Here is a 16,563-nt window from a genome sequence, read left to right on the forward strand (position 1 = left end):
CAATTAATTATTTATTTAAGTCTGCCCATTCTCTTTCAAAGTTCTGAAAAGGGTCTTTTCCTTTTAAACCTTCAAATTCATTTTCATTACCTTTCCAGCTTGTATAAATTACGTACAATCCATATAGCGCCACCAACCCTATAACAGCATAAATGTTCGACAAGGCGATGCTTAACAATAGTAACCCTAGTGCAACCCAACCAATCTTGCCAATCGTTGAATCGCTTTGCAAAAATTTCTTAAAAACAATGTAGAGCAGCCATACACATACTGCAAGTAGTATTAACGGTCCTAAGTTTACGAGTAGTACTCCTAGTGCAATCAAACTAGCCGCAATTAATAGTAGCTTTTTCATTCAACGTGTCTCCTCTCTTAGATCAATTACCTATTATGTTACATGGAAGAAGCGTGGTCAGGAATGAGCTTAAGATATAATTTGAAGTAAGACTTAAGTTGTATATGAAATAAGACGTTACAAATAAAGAGTGAATCAGAAGGGTGAAAACACAAAAGGAGTCACAAAATAAAAAAAGCTTATAATAGCCCATTTTTCAAACAAGTCTACTGTAGAAAATAAAATGGCTTTCTTTAAAAAGTGATTGAGACGATTTCGGTGAAAAACACGAAGCTTATCATGAATGAACTGTACTAATTTTACACGTTGCTTTTAAAGGCGAACGGAATTTTTCTATAACAAAAAAGAAGTTCAAGCTGTTTTATCTCTCAATGAAAGGCCTGAACTTCCATTTTTGCATTTACTCGGTAGTGTGATCCAACCGCTTTTCCATTCGATAAAACGGAGAGATTGCATCGTCGCGGTGTTGCTTAATTGTTTCAATAAATTTCTCCAATGCGGGGGTTAAGTAATCCGCTTTACGATAAATAAATATAGTAGTAATCGCACTGTACTCTTCAGGTAATTTGTGACAGCATATGAGACCACTATCTTCATAATGCTTAATCGCAGAATAAGGTACGTAGGCAATCCCTAAACCAGATATGACGCTGCCTAACGTCGTTTCAAGTGTACCTAACTCCATAACTTTTGTCGGAGTTATTTGTTGATCTGTTAACCATTCATTTAGTTTTGCTCGATAGCCACAACCATCGCTAAACCCAAGAATTGGCTTTTCTGTTAAATCTTCAAGTGATTTCGATAATGGATCCGAAATGAGTACGAGCTTTTCTTGAAAAACATCTACTTCTAATAAATCAGGGTGATACGTCGTTTTACTCTTTGTAACAAATGCACCGTCAAGCTGATAGTTTAAAACATCGTCCTTCAAATCCGCAGTTACACCTGTTGATAGTGTTAAATCAACATCTGTATATAAATGATTGTACTTTGACAAAATGAGCGGTAATTTTATAACGGTTTCTACGGATGCTATATCCAGTTTTCCTGAAGGCATGTCACTATTTGCAGTCATCATTTTCATTTCTTTAGCTAATGCACTAATCTTTTGAGCATATACAATTGCTTTCTTCCCTTCTGGTGTTAATGAAACACCTCGCTTATGCCGATGAAACAGCGTTGTTTTTAAATCCTCCTCTAATTTTTTAATGCGCGAAGTGACATTTGACTGAACATAATTAAGCTGTTCTGCCGCTCCACTAATACTTCCCGTCTTTGCTACAATCTCAAAAATAAGTAAATCCTTTAAATTCATATGAAACGCCTCCTCTAAACATATTCATTGTATCATAAATAATGATGGATATTATCATTAACAATCATTTTACATGATGCCCTCACTGTAGTTAAATGAAAGTAGATAACAAAACGGTATAAAAATTTTTGCTGGAGGAAGATAATGATGCAAAAGAAAATGCTTTGGGGTGCGTTCCTTTGTCTAATAGCAAGTGCTTCATGGGGAGCCATGTTCCCTGTTGCGAATCACGCATTTCAATATATAGACCCTTTTTGGTTTACGATCGTGCGCTATGCACCTGTAACAATACTATTAATTGTAGCGTTGTTTATTAAAGAAGGTAAGCAAGCTTTTCGTACAAATGGGCAAGGACTTATTTTATGGTTTTTTGGAACAATGGGATTTGTTGTGTACAATTTGCTCATATTTGTTGGTCAAGATTTACTTGGGGAGCCAGGAGTACTTTTAGCTTCAATTATGGAGGCACTTGCCCCTATTTTATCTGTTTTAATCGTATGGTTAATTCATAAGAACAGTCCAAAATGGTTTACTCTCTTCTGTATCATTGGTGCGTTTATCGGTGTGTTTTTAGTCGTATCAAATGGAGATTTAAGTATATTATTAGGAAGCAATCGATTATTTCCTTTATTTTTACTTCTTCTAGCAGCATTAGGCTGGGCGTTTTACACAATAGGTGGCGGACATTTTTCGGGATGGTCTGTTCTCAGGTATTCTACTTTAAGCTGTTTGTATGGAACGGTTACTGCTACAATCGTTGTGTTGATTGGAAGTATGATGGGGCTAATTGAAGTGCCTACGATGACCATATTATACCACGTGCGCTATGATATGCTTTTTATGATTTTTGTTCCAGGATTAATCGCTCTAATTGGATGGAATAAAGGTGTGAGTATTTTAAAACCGATCAATGCTATTCTATTTATTAACTTTGCTCCGGTGACTACGTTAATTATTCGTCTTATCCAAGGGCATACGATTAGTACGTATGAGTTTATCGGCGTTTCCCTCGTTTGTATGATGATTATAGCGAATAACATGTACCAACGAATGGAAACAAGAAAAAGCTACACTACAAAAAAAAGATTAGCCTACCACTCTCCTCAATAATCCCGGAACAGCTCCTATATAAAAAAGCAGGCAGGTCATCCATCGTGTATGATGAAAATGATCTGCCTGCTTTTCTTCTTTTCATAATTAAAATCCAACCAATAAAGTTCTTATGTTGTCGTTTGTTTTCCATTTTTTGGAGGAGAATGAACGACCGCTTTATTTCTTCCTGTTCGTTTTGCAATATATAACGCGTCGTCAGCTAATTTTATAATTCCTTCTGTCGATTTGGAATGGACTGGGTAGGTTGCAATACCTGCAGAGATCGTTATTGGTTTCCCGCTTGGGCTGACTGTTTCTTCCAGCTTCATCCGAAGGCGCTCTGCAACTTTGTATGCAGCCGTTGCATCCATTTCAGGTAGTAATAGAACAAACTCCTCCCCACCATAACGACAGCATATATCGTCTTTTCGAACAGCATGCTTCATTTCCTTTGCCAAATATTTTAAAACATCATCTCCAACCGCATGCCCGTATGTATCATTTACTCGTTTAAAATGATCTATATCAAGTAAGATTACAGAAAATAACGTAGCGTTATCTGACCATGTTTTCAAATAATTATTCATTGTTCGGCGATTCGTTAATTTCGTTAGTGGATCTGTTGTTGCTTGGTACATAAAATAGTTCACTTTATCTTGAAAATATTGAATGCTTTTCACTAAAGCTGTTTTCAATTCTATAGCCTCAAAATACCAAGCAGAAACTTTTCGGATTTCTGCTTCATCATCAATCTGATTATCCGTACTTGAATTCGCATAACTAGCTAACCGCTGCAATGGGGATGCAATTAAACTAGATAAAAACAATATAATTAATACCGACACAATTAAAAACGGCAGAGATTTCATAATCATTTCTTTCACCATATTATTTGAGGAGGCTAAAGCTTCTTCCGTAGGACGCTGTGATACAATTCCCCAATTAGCCGCTGGGACATAGGCATAACCAGCAAGCATATCAATATTTTTGGAATTGTAAATTCGTGCATGACCGTTTTTACCATGCATAACTTCTTTAACAACTGGATTATCTGGAGCCGTATCATTTATCCGTTCTACATCTTCGTGGTAAATAATGCGCCCTTCTTCATCGACTACGTAAACATATGAGCCGTCCTGATAAAAATGATCGCCGAGCAGATCATTTAATCTGTTTTCTTCTTCCAAATAGATCGTTCCACCAATTAACCCCAAATAATTTCCCGCAGAATCAATTACAGGATAAGATATAAAAATAATTAAACGATCTGTAATCGAGTAGTAAGGCTTGGAAATCATTGGTCTTTTTTCTCGTAGCGCAGCTCTTCCTCCTTCCGAAGTTACCCGCTCCCCTTTTAAATCTAATGCCCTCGGTGAAGTTGCTAAAATAATACCGCTCTTATCGACAACAGCTACGGAGTTAAACTCATTGATTTCTCGTAGCCTCTTTGCTTCTTTTAAAAATCGTTCCTCCCTATTTTCATCATTCCAATACATAACAATATTTTCTGCACTAATTTCCAATGCGTCCAAGGTTCGTGTTAAGAAAATATCGGTCATGTCTGCTAATTTTTCTGCATACGCTTGATTCGTATCTAATGTTGTATTGACAATCGATTCTTGGTTCACCTTATAACCTGAGGAAATACTGCTAAATAAAGTAAGTACAACCGCAAGCAATGCTACAAATAATATTAAATGCTTTAACGAAAGTTTCATAAGTACGTATATAAATCTCCTTATATTATATTTGCATATTTTTATTAGTATACCAAAGTTTGTCGTTTCTTGGTAAAAATCATAATTTTATATTTTTCAGAGACATGTTTTTATGTCCGCCATTTGATATACATGTAATACGCGTATCGCCTCGATCGATTTCCTACATGAATGAGCACAATAAAATAAAGCATAGGGGGAGTAGTCCTATGCTTTATTTGTTCGTATAAAAGATGGATGGATCATCCGTTGTCACATACCGTAAATAAGCGAATTATTGTACGTTCGAGTTCATTTATCTATTTTGATTCCGAAATTCGACGTTTCCCCCATGGAGGGATTCAATAATCGCAAGAGATTCGACACGAATTCCAGATTCACGAAGCTCTTTTCCACCATTTTGAAATCCTTTTTCAATGACAATACCTACACCAGCCAATGTTGCAGCTGCCTGCTCAACAATTGAAATGATGCCACGTGCTGCTTGACCATTAGCTAAAAAATCGTCAATAACTAAGACAACATCATTTGCCGAAATAAAGTCTTTGGCAACAAAAATATCATTCGTTTCTTTTTTTGTGAATGAGTATACTTCCGCGCGATAAAAATCGTCAACTAAAGTGAGTGACTTTTTCTTTCGGGCAAAAACGACAGGTACACCGAGTTCAAGTCCTGCCATAACAGATGGTGCAATTCCTGAAGACTCCAGTGTAACAATCTTTGTAATATTTGATCCTTTAAATCGAGATGCAAACTCCTGCCCGATAAGCTGCATCAATTGCGGATCAATTTGATGATTTAAAAATGTATCAACCTTTAAAACTGTATCTGATAATACATTACCATTTTGTTCAATTCGTTGCTGTAAAATTTCCATACGTATCCTCCATATTCGTTCAATATAAAATAAAAAAACCGTGTAAATGGACTTCTTCTATGAGAAGCACCTTTATCGGTTTCGTTGACACAACGCAAAACGTAAATGATCTAAGAGGATACATATACTCTTATAATCATTCCGTTCGTCTGCTCTCATAGTCGGTTCATTTACGGTAAACCGGTAGAAACTTGCAAGCCGTATTCTTGCGGATATATGAAAATATAAAATTATATTAATCTAGTATAACATGGTATAAAAGAAGTACAACCAAAAATGAAAAGAAAACGTGTACATATACAATGTGTGTCGATTACAGTAATGATACGTAGGAAAAAGCATTCTTACGATAAAACCGGAGAGCCTTTCTTATTTTCCCAAAGCTAATCTGAATACCCCCAAAACAACAGTGCTTAATGAAAAATATACACAGTTATTTTTGGATTATTTAATATGTATTGAAATATTGGCGTAAAATATACAAAACAATAAGAAAAAATAGTTAAGTGAGTCAATTGCATAATTGCCATTTTTAAAAATGACAAAAGAACAGAATTTTAAAATCTACTTAAAAATTTAAAGCTAGATTGGTGTCTGGTGTGTTCCACCCGGATCCACTCCGCTTTCCGAAGGCAACGCCTATGATGCTAAAGAGCATGGTCGAAATCTACTCGTTGCCCAAAAACGTATCTAAATAAGTCATGATTATTTTTAAACTGTTATACGAACGTATGATTATAGAAATTAGTTTCTTAGGGGGAGAAAAGTCTATGACCGTATTTAGTTTCTTTTTAACGCTGCATATCATTTCGGGAACTGTATGTTTAATCGTTGGGTTGATTGCTGCTATCTCGAAAAAAAAGCGTGGATGGCATACATCGCTTGGAGAATTGTATCACGGAGCTTATGTTGTAGTGTTTATAACTGCTATCGTTACATCTATAATGAACTGGCAGGATTCCGCTTATTTATTCTTTATTGCATTGTTTTCGTATGGATTGGCATTATTCGGTTATCTAGCGAGGAAAAGGCGAACACATAACTGGCTACCTAGGCACATCGGTGGAATGCTCGGCTCCTATATCGGAATTATAACAGCTGTGCTTATTGTAAATATATCCGATATTCCCATCGTAAACGAATGGCCGGCTTTAATCTTTTGGTTCTTACCGACAATAATTGGTACACCAATTATTATAATCGTTACGCAACGAGCTGTGATCCGTTCTTCTAAATGATAAAATACGAATACTGATGCTATTACTCTAATACACTATTGATTTTTTGCTAGTAAAGCTTTTGCAGCATTCTAAAAAAATTTAATCAGAGGGAAATTATACAACATATCGTAATTTATTACATCGGAAAACAAAAAACCCTTGATAAACAAGAGTTTTAATAAATCATATAAAATATGTATGGAGACGGTGGGAGTCGAACCCACGTCCAAGGATATCGACACTTAGATGTCTACGCGTGTAGTCGGCATATTATGCTTCGCTAACCTCTAGGCCTGCCAACAGGCTACAAGGCAGCTAGTCTGTTTGGTTTCAACGTTCTATCCTCAGACGGCGGATGAACGTTTATCCCGCTTCATGTGAGACTCTTTATCTGTTACACGGGAGATAACAGGAAGAGTCCTTTAGCATTGCTTATGCAGCAGCTAAAGAGTAATTGTTTTCTTTGCCAGTTATTATAGGCGTGTAACGTTTTACGAGACGTAACCTCGACGCGCAATCCAAGCTCAACCTATCCCTGTCGAATCCGTAACGTCCCCTTATAAAGAGAAACGATCGGGAAAAGAGAGCATTTGCAATTCCATTTATTTGCTACATAACTATTATAACATATTGAATAACAGTTTCAACTAATGGTATTAATTACTAACTTAAAGATGGAATACGTGTCAGATCAGCTTTATCTATTGATGTCTTTTATCGCTCGATCGATATCTCTTTTCATTTGTTTTTGCTTTAAATCTTCGCGCTTATCGTATTTCTTTTTCCCTTTACCAAGACCAACCAGCACTTTAGCAAATCCATTTTTAATATACAGCTTTAAAGGAATGAGTGCGTATCCTTGCTGCTGGGTTAATCCGATTAGTTTATCAATTTCTTTTTTATGCAGTAATAATTTTCGCGTACGCGTCGGTTCATGATTAAATCGATTTCCTTGCTCATAAGGTGAAATATGCATATTAATAAGCATCGCTTCCCCATTTGATATACGAACATGGGAATCCTTTAAATTAACGCGTCCGGCACGAATGGATTTTATTTCGGTACCTTTTAACACGATTCCTGCTTCATACGTATCTTCAATAAAATAATCGTGGGATGCTTTTCTGTTTTGAGCTATTGGTTTGTCAAATCCTTTTGACATCGTCTGCTCCCTCCTAACTTTCATGAATCTTTATCTTATCAAAAACAAACACCGTTGCCAATTAGACCTTACACAATAATTAATGACAATATTTTTTCAACTACTCTTCATTTCCTTTCAATTAATTGCTTTGAATTGTTAGAATATTTATTCTATACTTAAGGAAGGTGTTCGTATAAAATTAAAAAAGGAGTTGTACTAATGTCTGATAATCGATCAAAAGTTCATATGAGTAGAAATGATGCCCCGTTCACGCCTGACAACGCGTCGACTGGAGCATTGTCCAGGTGGCTAGAAACTGATCAGCAGCGCTTACGGATTGTTGTATATCCTGTTGATTATGTTGCAGATCATACGTGTTATGATGGACATGCGTTTTACATCGCTGAAGGAGCTATAAGAATAAATTTAGGGGAAGAGATTACAGAAATGAAGGAAGGAGATGCTTTTATTATACCGGATGAAGTCCCACATCAGGTTTTTAACCCTTTTACAAAAGATGCTAAAGTAATTGTCGTTGATAACGTTTAGCTCTAAATTAAGCTTGCAGGATACTTTAAAATGCCTCTCTTAAAAGTATTCAAACAACTCAAAAGGAAGGTCTAACCGTTTCATATCCAAATTCACTAAGCATACTGGATAGACCTTCTCTTTTGAACAGTGCAATGATATTTATAGCATATTATAGAAGTTCAAAATCAACAACGCGTTCTTCAATATTAACACTTATCACACGCACATTGACTTCTTCTCCGATTCGATACACATTTCCTGTCCGTTCTCCAATCATTGCGTAGCTTCGTTCATCAAAATGATAATAATCATCGGTCATATAGCTAACGTGGACGAGTCCTTCGACCGTGTTCGCAAGCTCGACAAATAAACCAAAATTGGTAACCGAGCTAATGACTCCTGTATATTCTTCTCCAATTTTATCTTGCATATATTCTGCTTTCTTTAAGTCATTCACTTCTCTTTCTGCATCGACTGCCGTACGTTCTTTTTCAGACGTGTGTCGCGCAATTTCGGGCAGCTTATCTTTCCACTTATTAATTGTTCGCTGATCTAGTTTATTATCTAACAAGTACGTCCGTATAAGTCGGTGGACAATCAAATCTGGATACCGTCGAATTGGTGATGTAAAATGGGTATAAAACGGTGTAGATAACCCAAAATGTCCAATACTTTGCGGGTCGTATTTCGCTTGCTTCATAGATCGAAGCATTAGTTTAGATACGATCATTTCCTCAGGCTTATCTTGCATATTTTCCAGTACCTTTTGTAATTCCTGTGGATGAACTTCATCGGCTCGTCCTTTTATTCGATAGCCAAGTCCGGCAAGAAAGTTAAAAAAGTGTTCGAGCTTGCCTTGATCTGGGTCTTCGTGAATCCGATGGATGAATGGAACGTCCATCCAATGAAAATGCTCCGCTACTGTTTCATTAGCAGCTAGCATAAATTCTTCAATTAATCGTTCTCCAACTGAGCGCTCTCGAATTACAATATCCTTTACCTTACCGTCTTCTCCAGCGATTACTAGTGCCTCTTTAAAATCAAAATCAATTGCTCCGCGACGAATTCGCTTGTTCCGTAAAATAGCGGCCAGCTCTTCCATCTGTTCAAACATCGGGACGAGGGCTTCGTATTTCGAACGAACGGTTTCGTCTTTATCAGCTAAAATTTTATTTACATCTTTATACGTCATGCGTTCTGTAGTGCGTATGACACTTTCGAAAATAGAATGTGAAACGATTTCCCCAGACGGATTGATCTCCATTTCACAGCCAATTGTTAAACGATCGACTTGTGGATTTAAAGAACAGATTCCATTGGATAGTCGATGCGGAATCATCGGTATAACACGATCTACAAGATACACACTCGTGCCTCTATCAAATGCTTCTTTATCCATTGGTGAATCTGCTTTCATATAATGGCTTACATCTGCTATATAAACACCTAATTTAAAATTACCGTTATCTAGTTGCTTTACCGTAACAGCATCATCCAGATCTTTTGCATCTGCCCCGTCAATCGTTACGATTACTTCTTCGCGCAAATCGCGTCGGCCATCCAATTCTTCGTCCGTAATTGTCTCTGGTATGCTTGCTGCTTGATCAAGCACCTCTTTGGGGAAATCAAGCTTGATTCCATGTTTATAAATTACAGAAACAATATCAATACCAGGGTCATTTTTATGCCCAAGTATTTGAATTACTTCCCCTTCTGCACTCTTTCTGCCTTCTGGATATTTCGTAATATGTACAATTACTTTATGACCACTAATTGCACCCATCGTACTACTTTTTGGTATAAAAATATCATTCGGTATTCGTTTGTCATCTGCAACAACAAATCCAAAGGAGCGATTATCCTCATACGTTCCAACTACTTGCAGGACTGCACGCTCTAATATACGAATGACTGTTCCTTCAGGACGATTTTCATTTCCTGCTCTCTTTTCAAGACGAACAAGTACTTTGTCGTTGTTCATTGCGCCGTTTAAATCAGTTGGATGAATATATACATCGGACTGTGCCTCTTCATCTGGAATTAAAAAGGCAAAACCTTTTTTATGCATTTGAACTTTTCCACGGATTAAATTCATTTTTTCTGGCAGCCCAAAACGATTTTTTCGTGTGCGAACGAGCTCACCGGCATCCTCTAATTCATTTAGAGAAACGACGAGCGCTTTAAAATCAACGGAAGTTTCGATGTCCAATGCTGTCTCCAACTCACTAACAGACAACGGCCTTGTCCCACTTTCTGTAAAAAAGCTTCTTATATTATCTTTCATTTGCTCATTCAATCCATTCACCTTCTTTCAATTGTTTGGTATATCATTACTTTACCCAATCGAGCGATTGTAAAAACTGCAATATATCTTCATGTAATTGATCTCTTTCCTTATCCAATGTAATTACATGTCCCGATTCCTTGTACCATTTAAGCTGCTTTTCATCGGTTTCTACATGGTCATAAATATACGTGGCGCTCTTCGGATTAATCATTTCGTCTTTACTAGCTTGTACTATTAGCGTTGGTGTATAAATTAAATCAATTTGTTTATTTACGTCATTAATAAATTGCCCGATTTGTGCAAACATATTTGCAGAATTACGGAGAAGTTCATTTGTTTCACGATCAATTACTTCCTGTTCTTTTTTCTCCAGCTGCTTATATTGCTTTGAAAAGGTAATAAACCCTTGCTTTAATTGCTCCTCATTATCAAAAAACATTGGTGTACACATAGGAATAATTGCCTTAACTTTTTTACTTGCTGCTAACTTTAGCCCTAGTGCCCCTCCCATAGATAAACCTGCGACTGCAATTTCCGTATAGCCCATTTGTACCAAATGATCATATGCATTCGTTACATCTTCCCACCATTCATCTGGATTGGACTGGGCAATTGCTTCTGGTGACTTTCCATGCCCACGATAAATCGGAGCATGTGACGTATAACCATGTTTCTCTAAAAATCTTCCAAGCATTCGTACATCTGCAGAATGTCCAGTAAAGCCATGAAGCAATAAGACGGCTCGAGGGCCAGCTTCAAATGTAAAAGGCTCTGGTTGTTTAATTTTCATCAGAATTCTCCTTCCTCCTGAATATCTGTCTCTAACATTAATTTTTGCAATAATTGGATGTCCATATTAAACAGCAACTTAAAAACCCTTACCACGAAGCGTGATAAGGGCGTCTTAATTATATAATATATGCACTTGTAAAAGCTAAAATAAAAAATAACGTCGCTGTTATAACCGTTCCTCTGTGAAGAACAAGATCTAGCCCTCGTGCTTTTTGCTTCCCAAATAGTTGTTCTGCTCCACCCGAAATCGCTCCAGATAGTCCTTCACTCTTACCAGACTGCAACAATATAAAAATAATCATTATAATAGCATCGATAATTAATAATGTAGTAATAATACCGCTCATGTTCAACCGCCCTTTCCTATAACAGCCAATTCTCTCTACTATATACTTTAGCATAGTTTTATTTTCGAACGCAAGTTTTAATCCAATTTGCAAGTATTGAATAGTTTATGGTTTGTGATGAAAAGAAAATACGAAGTACGTTAGCTAAACCCGCCACCAAAAGCACTTTTTATATCATGAATAGCAACAAATGCATCTGCATCGACTTTCTCTACGAGCCTTTGCAATCGAACCATTTCTCTTTTATCGACAACAGCGTATAACACTTTTTTTTCATGCTTTGTATACCCACCTTCTGCTGGGAATACAGTTACCCCACGTTTAAAATATTTATTAATACTTTCCAACACTTCATCCGCATCTTCTGATATTATTGTAACTGCTTTTCGTACGTTAAGTCCGTCAACCAAATAATCAATTACTTTCGATGTAACATATACAGAAACAAGCGTAAGTAACGTTTTTTCCAGTCCAATTACAAAGGATCCGCCGGCAATGACGAGTACATCTAAAAGCAAAACCCCTTTTGACATGCTCCAACCAAGCTTATTCTTTAAAATTAATGCAATAATCGTCGTTCCTCCGGATGTTGAACCGGTACGGAAAATAATACCCAATCCGACACCTATTAAAAGTCCTGCATAAAGTGGAGCAAGCAGAGAATCTGTTGATAATGTAACGCCCCACTCTTCAGTCAGCCATATAAAAAATGAACTTAATATAATTACAGTAATTGTATAAATCATTTCCGATCGCTGTAATAGTTTGAAACCGACAGCAACAAGAACCGCATTTAGTAAAAAGTTAACAATACCAGGTGACCAGCCAAACATGTAATAAAAAATAATGGTAATTCCAATTATACCGCCTTCTGCAAGTCCATTCGGTATCGCAAAATAATTTATACCAATCGCAAATATGAACGCACCAATCGTGATTAATGCTATTTTTTTCAAAACTTTTTCCATACGCAAACTCCTCGTGTATTTGTTTAAGTTTTTTCTTATCAAATAAAATACAGTCTCTTTTTATTATTACATCTCGTTGTCTTTCGTGTACCATAGCGTGATGAATGCTTATAAATTAACTAAAGTTTTTAATGCAAGAGCTTATCTGCAATTATTACGTAGTATTTCCTAAACATTGACCATCATCTACTATACCACGTTTTCTACGTGCATTTAACCTTTTTTTGCTCAATAATAAACCTCCTGTTGAAATGGATTCGATTCCAACAGGAGGTGCATACATATTTATTAGTTTTTTTATTTTTCCAAGTTATAAAACGCACTTAATCCAGCATATTCACCCATGCCTGCCAATTCGTCTTCAATACGTAGCAGCTGATTGTATTTAGCTACACGATCTGTACGTGATGGTGCGCCTGTCTTAATTTGCCCAGCATTCGTTGCAACAGCTATATCAGCAATCGTCGCATCCTCTGTTTCACCTGAACGGTGGGATATAACTGCTGTATAGCCAGCGCGTTTTGCCATTTCAATCGCTTCAAAGGTTTCAGTCAACGTACCGATTTGATTCACCTTAATTAAAATTGAGTTCCCAACACCTTGCTCTATTCCTTGAGATAGCTTTTCAGTGTTTGTTACAAATAAATCATCGCCAACTAATTGAACCTTGCTGCCAATACGATCCGTCAAGAGCTTGTGGCCTTCCCAATCGTTTTCATCTAATCCATCTTCAATTGAAATAATTGGATATTTATTAACCATTTCTTCATACCAATCAACCATTTCAGCGGATGTACGAACGATGCCTTCGCCTTTTAAATGATACTTACCATCCTCATAAAATTCAGAGGAAGCAACATCCATAGCAAGCTTCACTTCCGTATCCGGTGCATAACCAGCAGCTTCAATCGCTTCCATTATTGTTTGCAATGCTTCTTCATTAGACTTTAAATTAGGTGCGAAGCCGCCCTCGTCTCCAACTGCTGTATTGTAGCCTTTTTCTTTTAGAACTTTTTTCAATGCATGAAATATTTCTGTACCAGTACGCAATGCTTCCTGGAAAGTAGGTGCAGCAACAGGCATAATCATAAACTCTTGTATATCTACGTTATTATCAGCGTGCTCGCCGCCATTTAAGATGTTCATCATTGGTACTGGTAATGTTTTGGCATTAAATCCACCTAAGTAATTATATAGCGGAATTTCAAGATATGTGGAAGCAGCATGTGCTGCCGCCATAGAAACACCTAGAATAGCATTCGCTCCTAGCTTACTTTTATTTTTAGTTCCATCAAGTTCTATCATTAATTGATCAATAACATTTTGACGCGTAACGTCGATCCCGACTAGTTCAGGAGCAATTACTTCATTTACATTTTCTACCGCTTTTAGAACACCTTTTCCAAAGTAACGGTTTTCATCATTGTCCCGTAATTCTACTGCTTCGTGTTCTCCTGTAGACGCGCCACTTGGAACTAAAGCCGCTCCAAATGCACCTGATTCTGTAATTATTTCAACTTCAATTGTAGGGTTTCCTCTGGAGTCCAAAACTTCACGAGCGTAAACATCTGTAATATATGGCATGTAAACCTCTCCTTATTTTCTATTTATATTAATGGTACTATTGCTCTTTAATTAAAGATTCACCTGTCATCTCTTCTGGCTTTTTTATTCCAAGTAAGTCAAGTAATGTTGGCGATAGATCAGCTAAAATACCGTTATCCCGCAGTGTAATTCCATCTTTTGTTACGATTACAGGTACTGGATTTGTCGTATGGGCTGTCATCGGCTTGCCATCTGGAGTTATTACCTCATCCGAGTTACCGTGATCTGCTGTAATTATAGCATGGCCTCCAAGCTCTACTATCTTATCCACTATTTTACCAAGACATTCGTCAACGACTTCTATTGCTTTTATCGTCGGCTCCAGCTTACCCGAATGGCCAACCATATCAGGATTTGCGAAATTAAGTATGATTGCTTCGTGTTCTCCACGATCCAATTCCTGAAGCAAGGCATCGGTAACTTTATAAGCACTCATTTCTGGTTGTAAATCATACGTAGCGACTTTTGGTGAATCAATTAAAATTCGCTTTTCGCCCGGAAATTCCTTTTCTCGTCCACCGCTCATAAAAAAAGTTACGTGCGGAAACTTTTCTGTCTCTGCTATTCGCAGTTGCTTCTTACCATGTTGAGATAGTACCTCTCCTACTGTGTTGTCCAAATTGACCGGTTCATACGCAACAAAACCATTTACCGTTTCACTAAAGTTAGTTAGCATTACAAAGTCCAAGTTCTGTGGTACAGCTGGGCCTCGATCGAAATCGCGAAAATCTTTATTCGCAAATGTCCGTGCTATTTGAATTGCTCGATCGGGTCGGAAATTATAAAAAATAATTGAGTCATTATCTTGTACCGTCCCGATCGGAAGCTTTTTCTCATCTACTAAAACACTCGGAATAACAAATTCATCGTATATTTGATTTGCATAAGAATCCTCGACTAATTTGTGTGCATTCGTATATTTTGGCCCTTCACCATATACAATCGCATCATACGTTTTTTTCACTCGATCCCAACGACGATCACGATCCATTGAATAATATCGACCAGAAATGGTTGCAAATTGCCCTACACCAAGTTCCTTCATTTTCTCTTCGGTCTGTTTGATATACGTTTGTGCCGTTTGTGGTCCTACGTCGCGGCCATCTAAAAATGCATGAACATATACCTTTTCCACTTGTTGTTCTTTTGCTAATTTTAATAACGCGAATAAATGATCAATATGGCTATGAACGCCGCCATCTGATAACAAACCGAACAAGTGCACCGCCGTATTTTTCTGTTTCGCTCGCTGCATCGATTTAATAAATGCTTGCTTTTCAAAAAAATCGCCAGTTTCAATTGATAGGTTTACTCTCGTTAAGCTTTGATATACAATTCGGCCTGCCCCAATATTGAGATGACCAACCTCAGAATTTCCCATTTGACCATCTGGAAGACCTACGGCTGCTCCACTCGCCTTTAGTTGATTATGTGGATATTTTCCCCAATAGCGATCAAAATTCGGCTTACTTGCTTGCTTTACGGCATTTCCTTTAGCTTCATTTCGTATAGCAAAGCCATCTAAGATGATAAGAGCAGCGAGATTACTCATTCAGATAGCCAGCCTCTACTAGTTGTAAAAATGAAGCAGCCTCTAAACTTGCTCCACCGACGAGTGCACCATCAATATGTTTTTGGGCTAACAATTCATTAATATTTGCTGGCTTTACACTGCCACCATATTGAATAACAACTTCATTCGCTGTCTCCTCTGATGATAAAGAAGCGACGACCGATCGAATATGGGCACAAACTTCATTTGCTTGTTCACTTGAAGCTGTTTTGCCAGTACCAATTGCCCAAATCGGCTCATATGCAATAATCGTTTCAGATATTTGATTGTCAGTCATACTCGCTAACGCTTGTTTCACCTGGTGTTCAACAACTTTATTTGTTTCATTTGCTTCTCTTTGCTCTAACGTTTCACCTACACAAACAATTGGAGTTAGTCCAAATTCAAACGCCGCAATTGCTTTTTTGTTTACCGTTTCATCTGTTTCGTTAAATAATGCTCTTCGTTCGGAGTGACCAAGAATGACATGTGTAACCCCGATATCTTTTAGCATAAGAGGGCTTACTTCTCCTGTAAAAGCACCATTTGCCTCCTCGTGCATCGTTTGAGCAGCAATTTTTACGTCTGTGCCACGTGCTGCATCTACCATAGCACTTAAGTAAGGAAACGGAGCACAAACAATCGCTTCCGTATGTGCATTTGATTTTATGCCTTTAATGATTTCCTCTATAAATTGCGTTGCCTCAGTTAATGTTTTGTTCATCTTCCAGTTACCAGCAATTACTTTTTTACGCATTCT

The 16,563-nt window shown here is 37.3% G+C and carries 15 protein-coding genes, 1 other RNA gene and 1 riboswitch; of the genes, 3 read left to right on the forward strand and 13 right to left on the reverse strand.

Going from position 1 to position 16,563, the window contains the following annotated elements; all coding sequences use genetic code 11:
* Positions 1 to 7 precede the first annotated feature (7 nt).
* Positions 8 to 355, reverse strand: a complete 348-nt coding sequence (locus tag ACLIBH_RS04360; protein WP_439315476.1) for a lmo0954 family membrane protein — start codon at positions 353 to 355, stop codon at positions 8 to 10.
* A 400-nt stretch (positions 356 to 755) separates the two neighbouring features.
* Entirely contained in the window at positions 756 to 1,670 is a 915-nt protein-coding gene (locus tag ACLIBH_RS04365; protein WP_439315477.1) for a LysR family transcriptional regulator, read from the reverse strand.
* A gap of 144 nt (positions 1,671 to 1,814) precedes the next feature.
* Between ACLIBH_RS04365 and ACLIBH_RS04370 the strand changes: the two genes are divergently transcribed.
* Positions 1,815 to 2,780, forward strand: coding sequence for a DMT family transporter (locus tag ACLIBH_RS04370; protein ID WP_439315478.1), 966 nt, complete (start codon positions 1,815 to 1,817; stop codon positions 2,778 to 2,780).
* A gap of 110 nt (positions 2,781 to 2,890) precedes the next feature.
* Here ACLIBH_RS04370 and ACLIBH_RS04375 read toward each other — a convergent pair whose 3' ends face one another.
* A complete protein-coding gene (locus tag ACLIBH_RS04375; RefSeq protein ID WP_439315479.1) occupies positions 2,891 to 4,480 on the reverse strand; it encodes a sensor domain-containing diguanylate cyclase in 1,590 nt (529 codons plus the stop codon).
* Positions 4,481 to 4,775: 295 nt separating this feature from the next.
* Positions 4,776 to 5,357 carry a xanthine phosphoribosyltransferase gene (locus ACLIBH_RS04380; RefSeq protein ID WP_439315480.1) on the reverse strand — a complete coding sequence of 194 codons (582 nt, stop codon included), beginning with the start codon at positions 5,355 to 5,357 and terminating at the stop codon, positions 4,776 to 4,778.
* 138 nt (positions 5,358 to 5,495) lie between these two features.
* Positions 5,496 to 5,597: riboswitch (purine riboswitch) on the reverse strand.
* A 530-nt stretch (positions 5,598 to 6,127) separates the two neighbouring features.
* On the opposite strand from ACLIBH_RS04380, the gene ACLIBH_RS04385 reads away from it, so the two are divergent.
* Positions 6,128 to 6,595, forward strand: coding sequence for a DUF2306 domain-containing protein (locus tag ACLIBH_RS04385; RefSeq protein WP_439315481.1), 468 nt, complete (start codon positions 6,128 to 6,130; stop codon positions 6,593 to 6,595).
* A 178-nt stretch (positions 6,596 to 6,773) separates the two neighbouring features.
* Here ACLIBH_RS04385 and ssrA read toward each other — a convergent pair.
* Positions 6,774 to 7,134, reverse strand: a transfer-messenger RNA (tmRNA) gene (gene ssrA, locus ACLIBH_RS04390).
* Positions 7,135 to 7,274: 140 nt separating this feature from the next.
* Positions 7,275 to 7,739 (reverse strand): SsrA-binding protein SmpB, encoded by a 465-nt coding sequence (gene smpB, locus ACLIBH_RS04395; RefSeq protein WP_439315482.1) that lies wholly within the window; start codon positions 7,737 to 7,739, stop codon positions 7,275 to 7,277.
* 201 nt (positions 7,740 to 7,940) lie between these two features.
* Between smpB and ACLIBH_RS04400 the strand changes: the two genes are divergently transcribed.
* On the forward strand, positions 7,941 to 8,270 hold the full coding sequence (locus ACLIBH_RS04400) for a cupin domain-containing protein (RefSeq protein WP_439315483.1): 330 nt from the start codon (positions 7,941 to 7,943) through the stop codon (positions 8,268 to 8,270).
* Positions 8,271 to 8,421: 151 nt separating this feature from the next.
* Here ACLIBH_RS04400 and rnr read toward each other — a convergent pair whose 3' ends face one another.
* From rnr to tpiA, 7 genes are all read right to left on the reverse strand, one after another.
* Positions 8,422 to 10,536 carry a ribonuclease R gene (rnr, locus tag ACLIBH_RS04405; RefSeq protein ID WP_439315535.1) on the reverse strand — a complete coding sequence of 705 codons (2,115 nt, stop codon included), beginning with the start codon at positions 10,534 to 10,536 and terminating at the stop codon, positions 8,422 to 8,424.
* A gap of 46 nt (positions 10,537 to 10,582) precedes the next feature.
* On the reverse strand, positions 10,583 to 11,329 hold the full coding sequence (locus ACLIBH_RS04410; protein WP_439315484.1) for an alpha/beta hydrolase: 747 nt from the start codon (positions 11,327 to 11,329) through the stop codon (positions 10,583 to 10,585).
* A 118-nt stretch (positions 11,330 to 11,447) separates the two neighbouring features.
* Positions 11,448 to 11,678 carry a preprotein translocase subunit SecG gene (gene secG, locus ACLIBH_RS04415; RefSeq protein WP_439315485.1) on the reverse strand — a complete coding sequence of 77 codons (231 nt, stop codon included), beginning with the start codon at positions 11,676 to 11,678 and terminating at the stop codon, positions 11,448 to 11,450.
* A gap of 140 nt (positions 11,679 to 11,818) precedes the next feature.
* Positions 11,819 to 12,646, reverse strand: a complete 828-nt coding sequence (locus ACLIBH_RS04420) for a YitT family protein (protein WP_439315486.1) — start codon at positions 12,644 to 12,646, stop codon at positions 11,819 to 11,821.
* A gap of 297 nt (positions 12,647 to 12,943) precedes the next feature.
* Positions 12,944 to 14,230, reverse strand: coding sequence for a phosphopyruvate hydratase (gene eno, locus ACLIBH_RS04425; RefSeq protein WP_439315487.1), 1,287 nt, complete (start codon positions 14,228 to 14,230; stop codon positions 12,944 to 12,946).
* A 37-nt stretch (positions 14,231 to 14,267) separates the two neighbouring features.
* Entirely contained in the window at positions 14,268 to 15,803 is a 1,536-nt protein-coding gene (gene gpmI, locus ACLIBH_RS04430) for a 2,3-bisphosphoglycerate-independent phosphoglycerate mutase (RefSeq protein ID WP_439315488.1), read from the reverse strand.
* Complete coding sequence (gene tpiA / locus ACLIBH_RS04435; protein ID WP_439315489.1) at positions 15,796 to 16,560, reverse strand: triose-phosphate isomerase; 765 nt, start codon at positions 16,558 to 16,560, stop codon at positions 15,796 to 15,798. The genes gpmI and tpiA overlap by 8 nt, the downstream gene beginning before the upstream one ends.
* Positions 16,561 to 16,563 lie beyond the last annotated feature (3 nt).

Source organism: Virgibacillus sp. W0430 (assembly GCF_051846935.1).
GTDB lineage: Bacteria > Bacillota > Bacilli > Bacillales > Amphibacillaceae > JBPYCR01.

Coding starts and splice junctions, on each gene's coding strand:
- ACLIBH_RS04360 (WP_439315476.1), bottom strand. CDS start 355: ATGAAAAAGCTACTATTAATTGCGGCTAGTTTGATTGCACTAGGAGTA.
- ACLIBH_RS04365 (WP_439315477.1), bottom strand. CDS start 1,670: ATGAATTTAAAGGATTTACTTATTTTTGAGATTGTAGCAAAGACGGGA.
- ACLIBH_RS04370 (WP_439315478.1), top strand. CDS start 1,815: ATGATGCAAAAGAAAATGCTTTGGGGTGCGTTCCTTTGTCTAATAGCA.
- ACLIBH_RS04375 (WP_439315479.1), bottom strand. CDS start 4,480: ATGAAACTTTCGTTAAAGCATTTAATATTATTTGTAGCATTGCTTGCG.
- ACLIBH_RS04380 (WP_439315480.1), bottom strand. CDS start 5,357: ATGGAAATTTTACAGCAACGAATTGAACAAAATGGTAATGTATTATCA.
- ACLIBH_RS04385 (WP_439315481.1), top strand. CDS start 6,128: ATGACCGTATTTAGTTTCTTTTTAACGCTGCATATCATTTCGGGAACT.
- smpB (WP_439315482.1), bottom strand. CDS start 7,739: ATGTCAAAAGGATTTGACAAACCAATAGCTCAAAACAGAAAAGCATCC.
- ACLIBH_RS04400 (WP_439315483.1), top strand. CDS start 7,941: ATGTCTGATAATCGATCAAAAGTTCATATGAGTAGAAATGATGCCCCG.
- rnr (WP_439315535.1), bottom strand. CDS start 10,536: ATGAAAGATAATATAAGAAGCTTTTTTACAGAAAGTGGGACAAGGCCG.
- ACLIBH_RS04410 (WP_439315484.1), bottom strand. CDS start 11,329: ATGAAAATTAAACAACCAGAGCCTTTTACATTTGAAGCTGGCCCTCGA.
- secG (WP_439315485.1), bottom strand. CDS start 11,678: ATGAGCGGTATTATTACTACATTATTAATTATCGATGCTATTATAATG.
- ACLIBH_RS04420 (WP_439315486.1), bottom strand. CDS start 12,646: ATGGAAAAAGTTTTGAAAAAAATAGCATTAATCACGATTGGTGCGTTC.
- eno (WP_439315487.1), bottom strand. CDS start 14,230: ATGCCATATATTACAGATGTTTACGCTCGTGAAGTTTTGGACTCCAGA.
- gpmI (WP_439315488.1), bottom strand. CDS start 15,803: ATGAGTAATCTCGCTGCTCTTATCATCTTAGATGGCTTTGCTATACGA.
- tpiA (WP_439315489.1), bottom strand. CDS start 16,560: ATGCGTAAAAAAGTAATTGCTGGTAACTGGAAGATGAACAAAACATTA.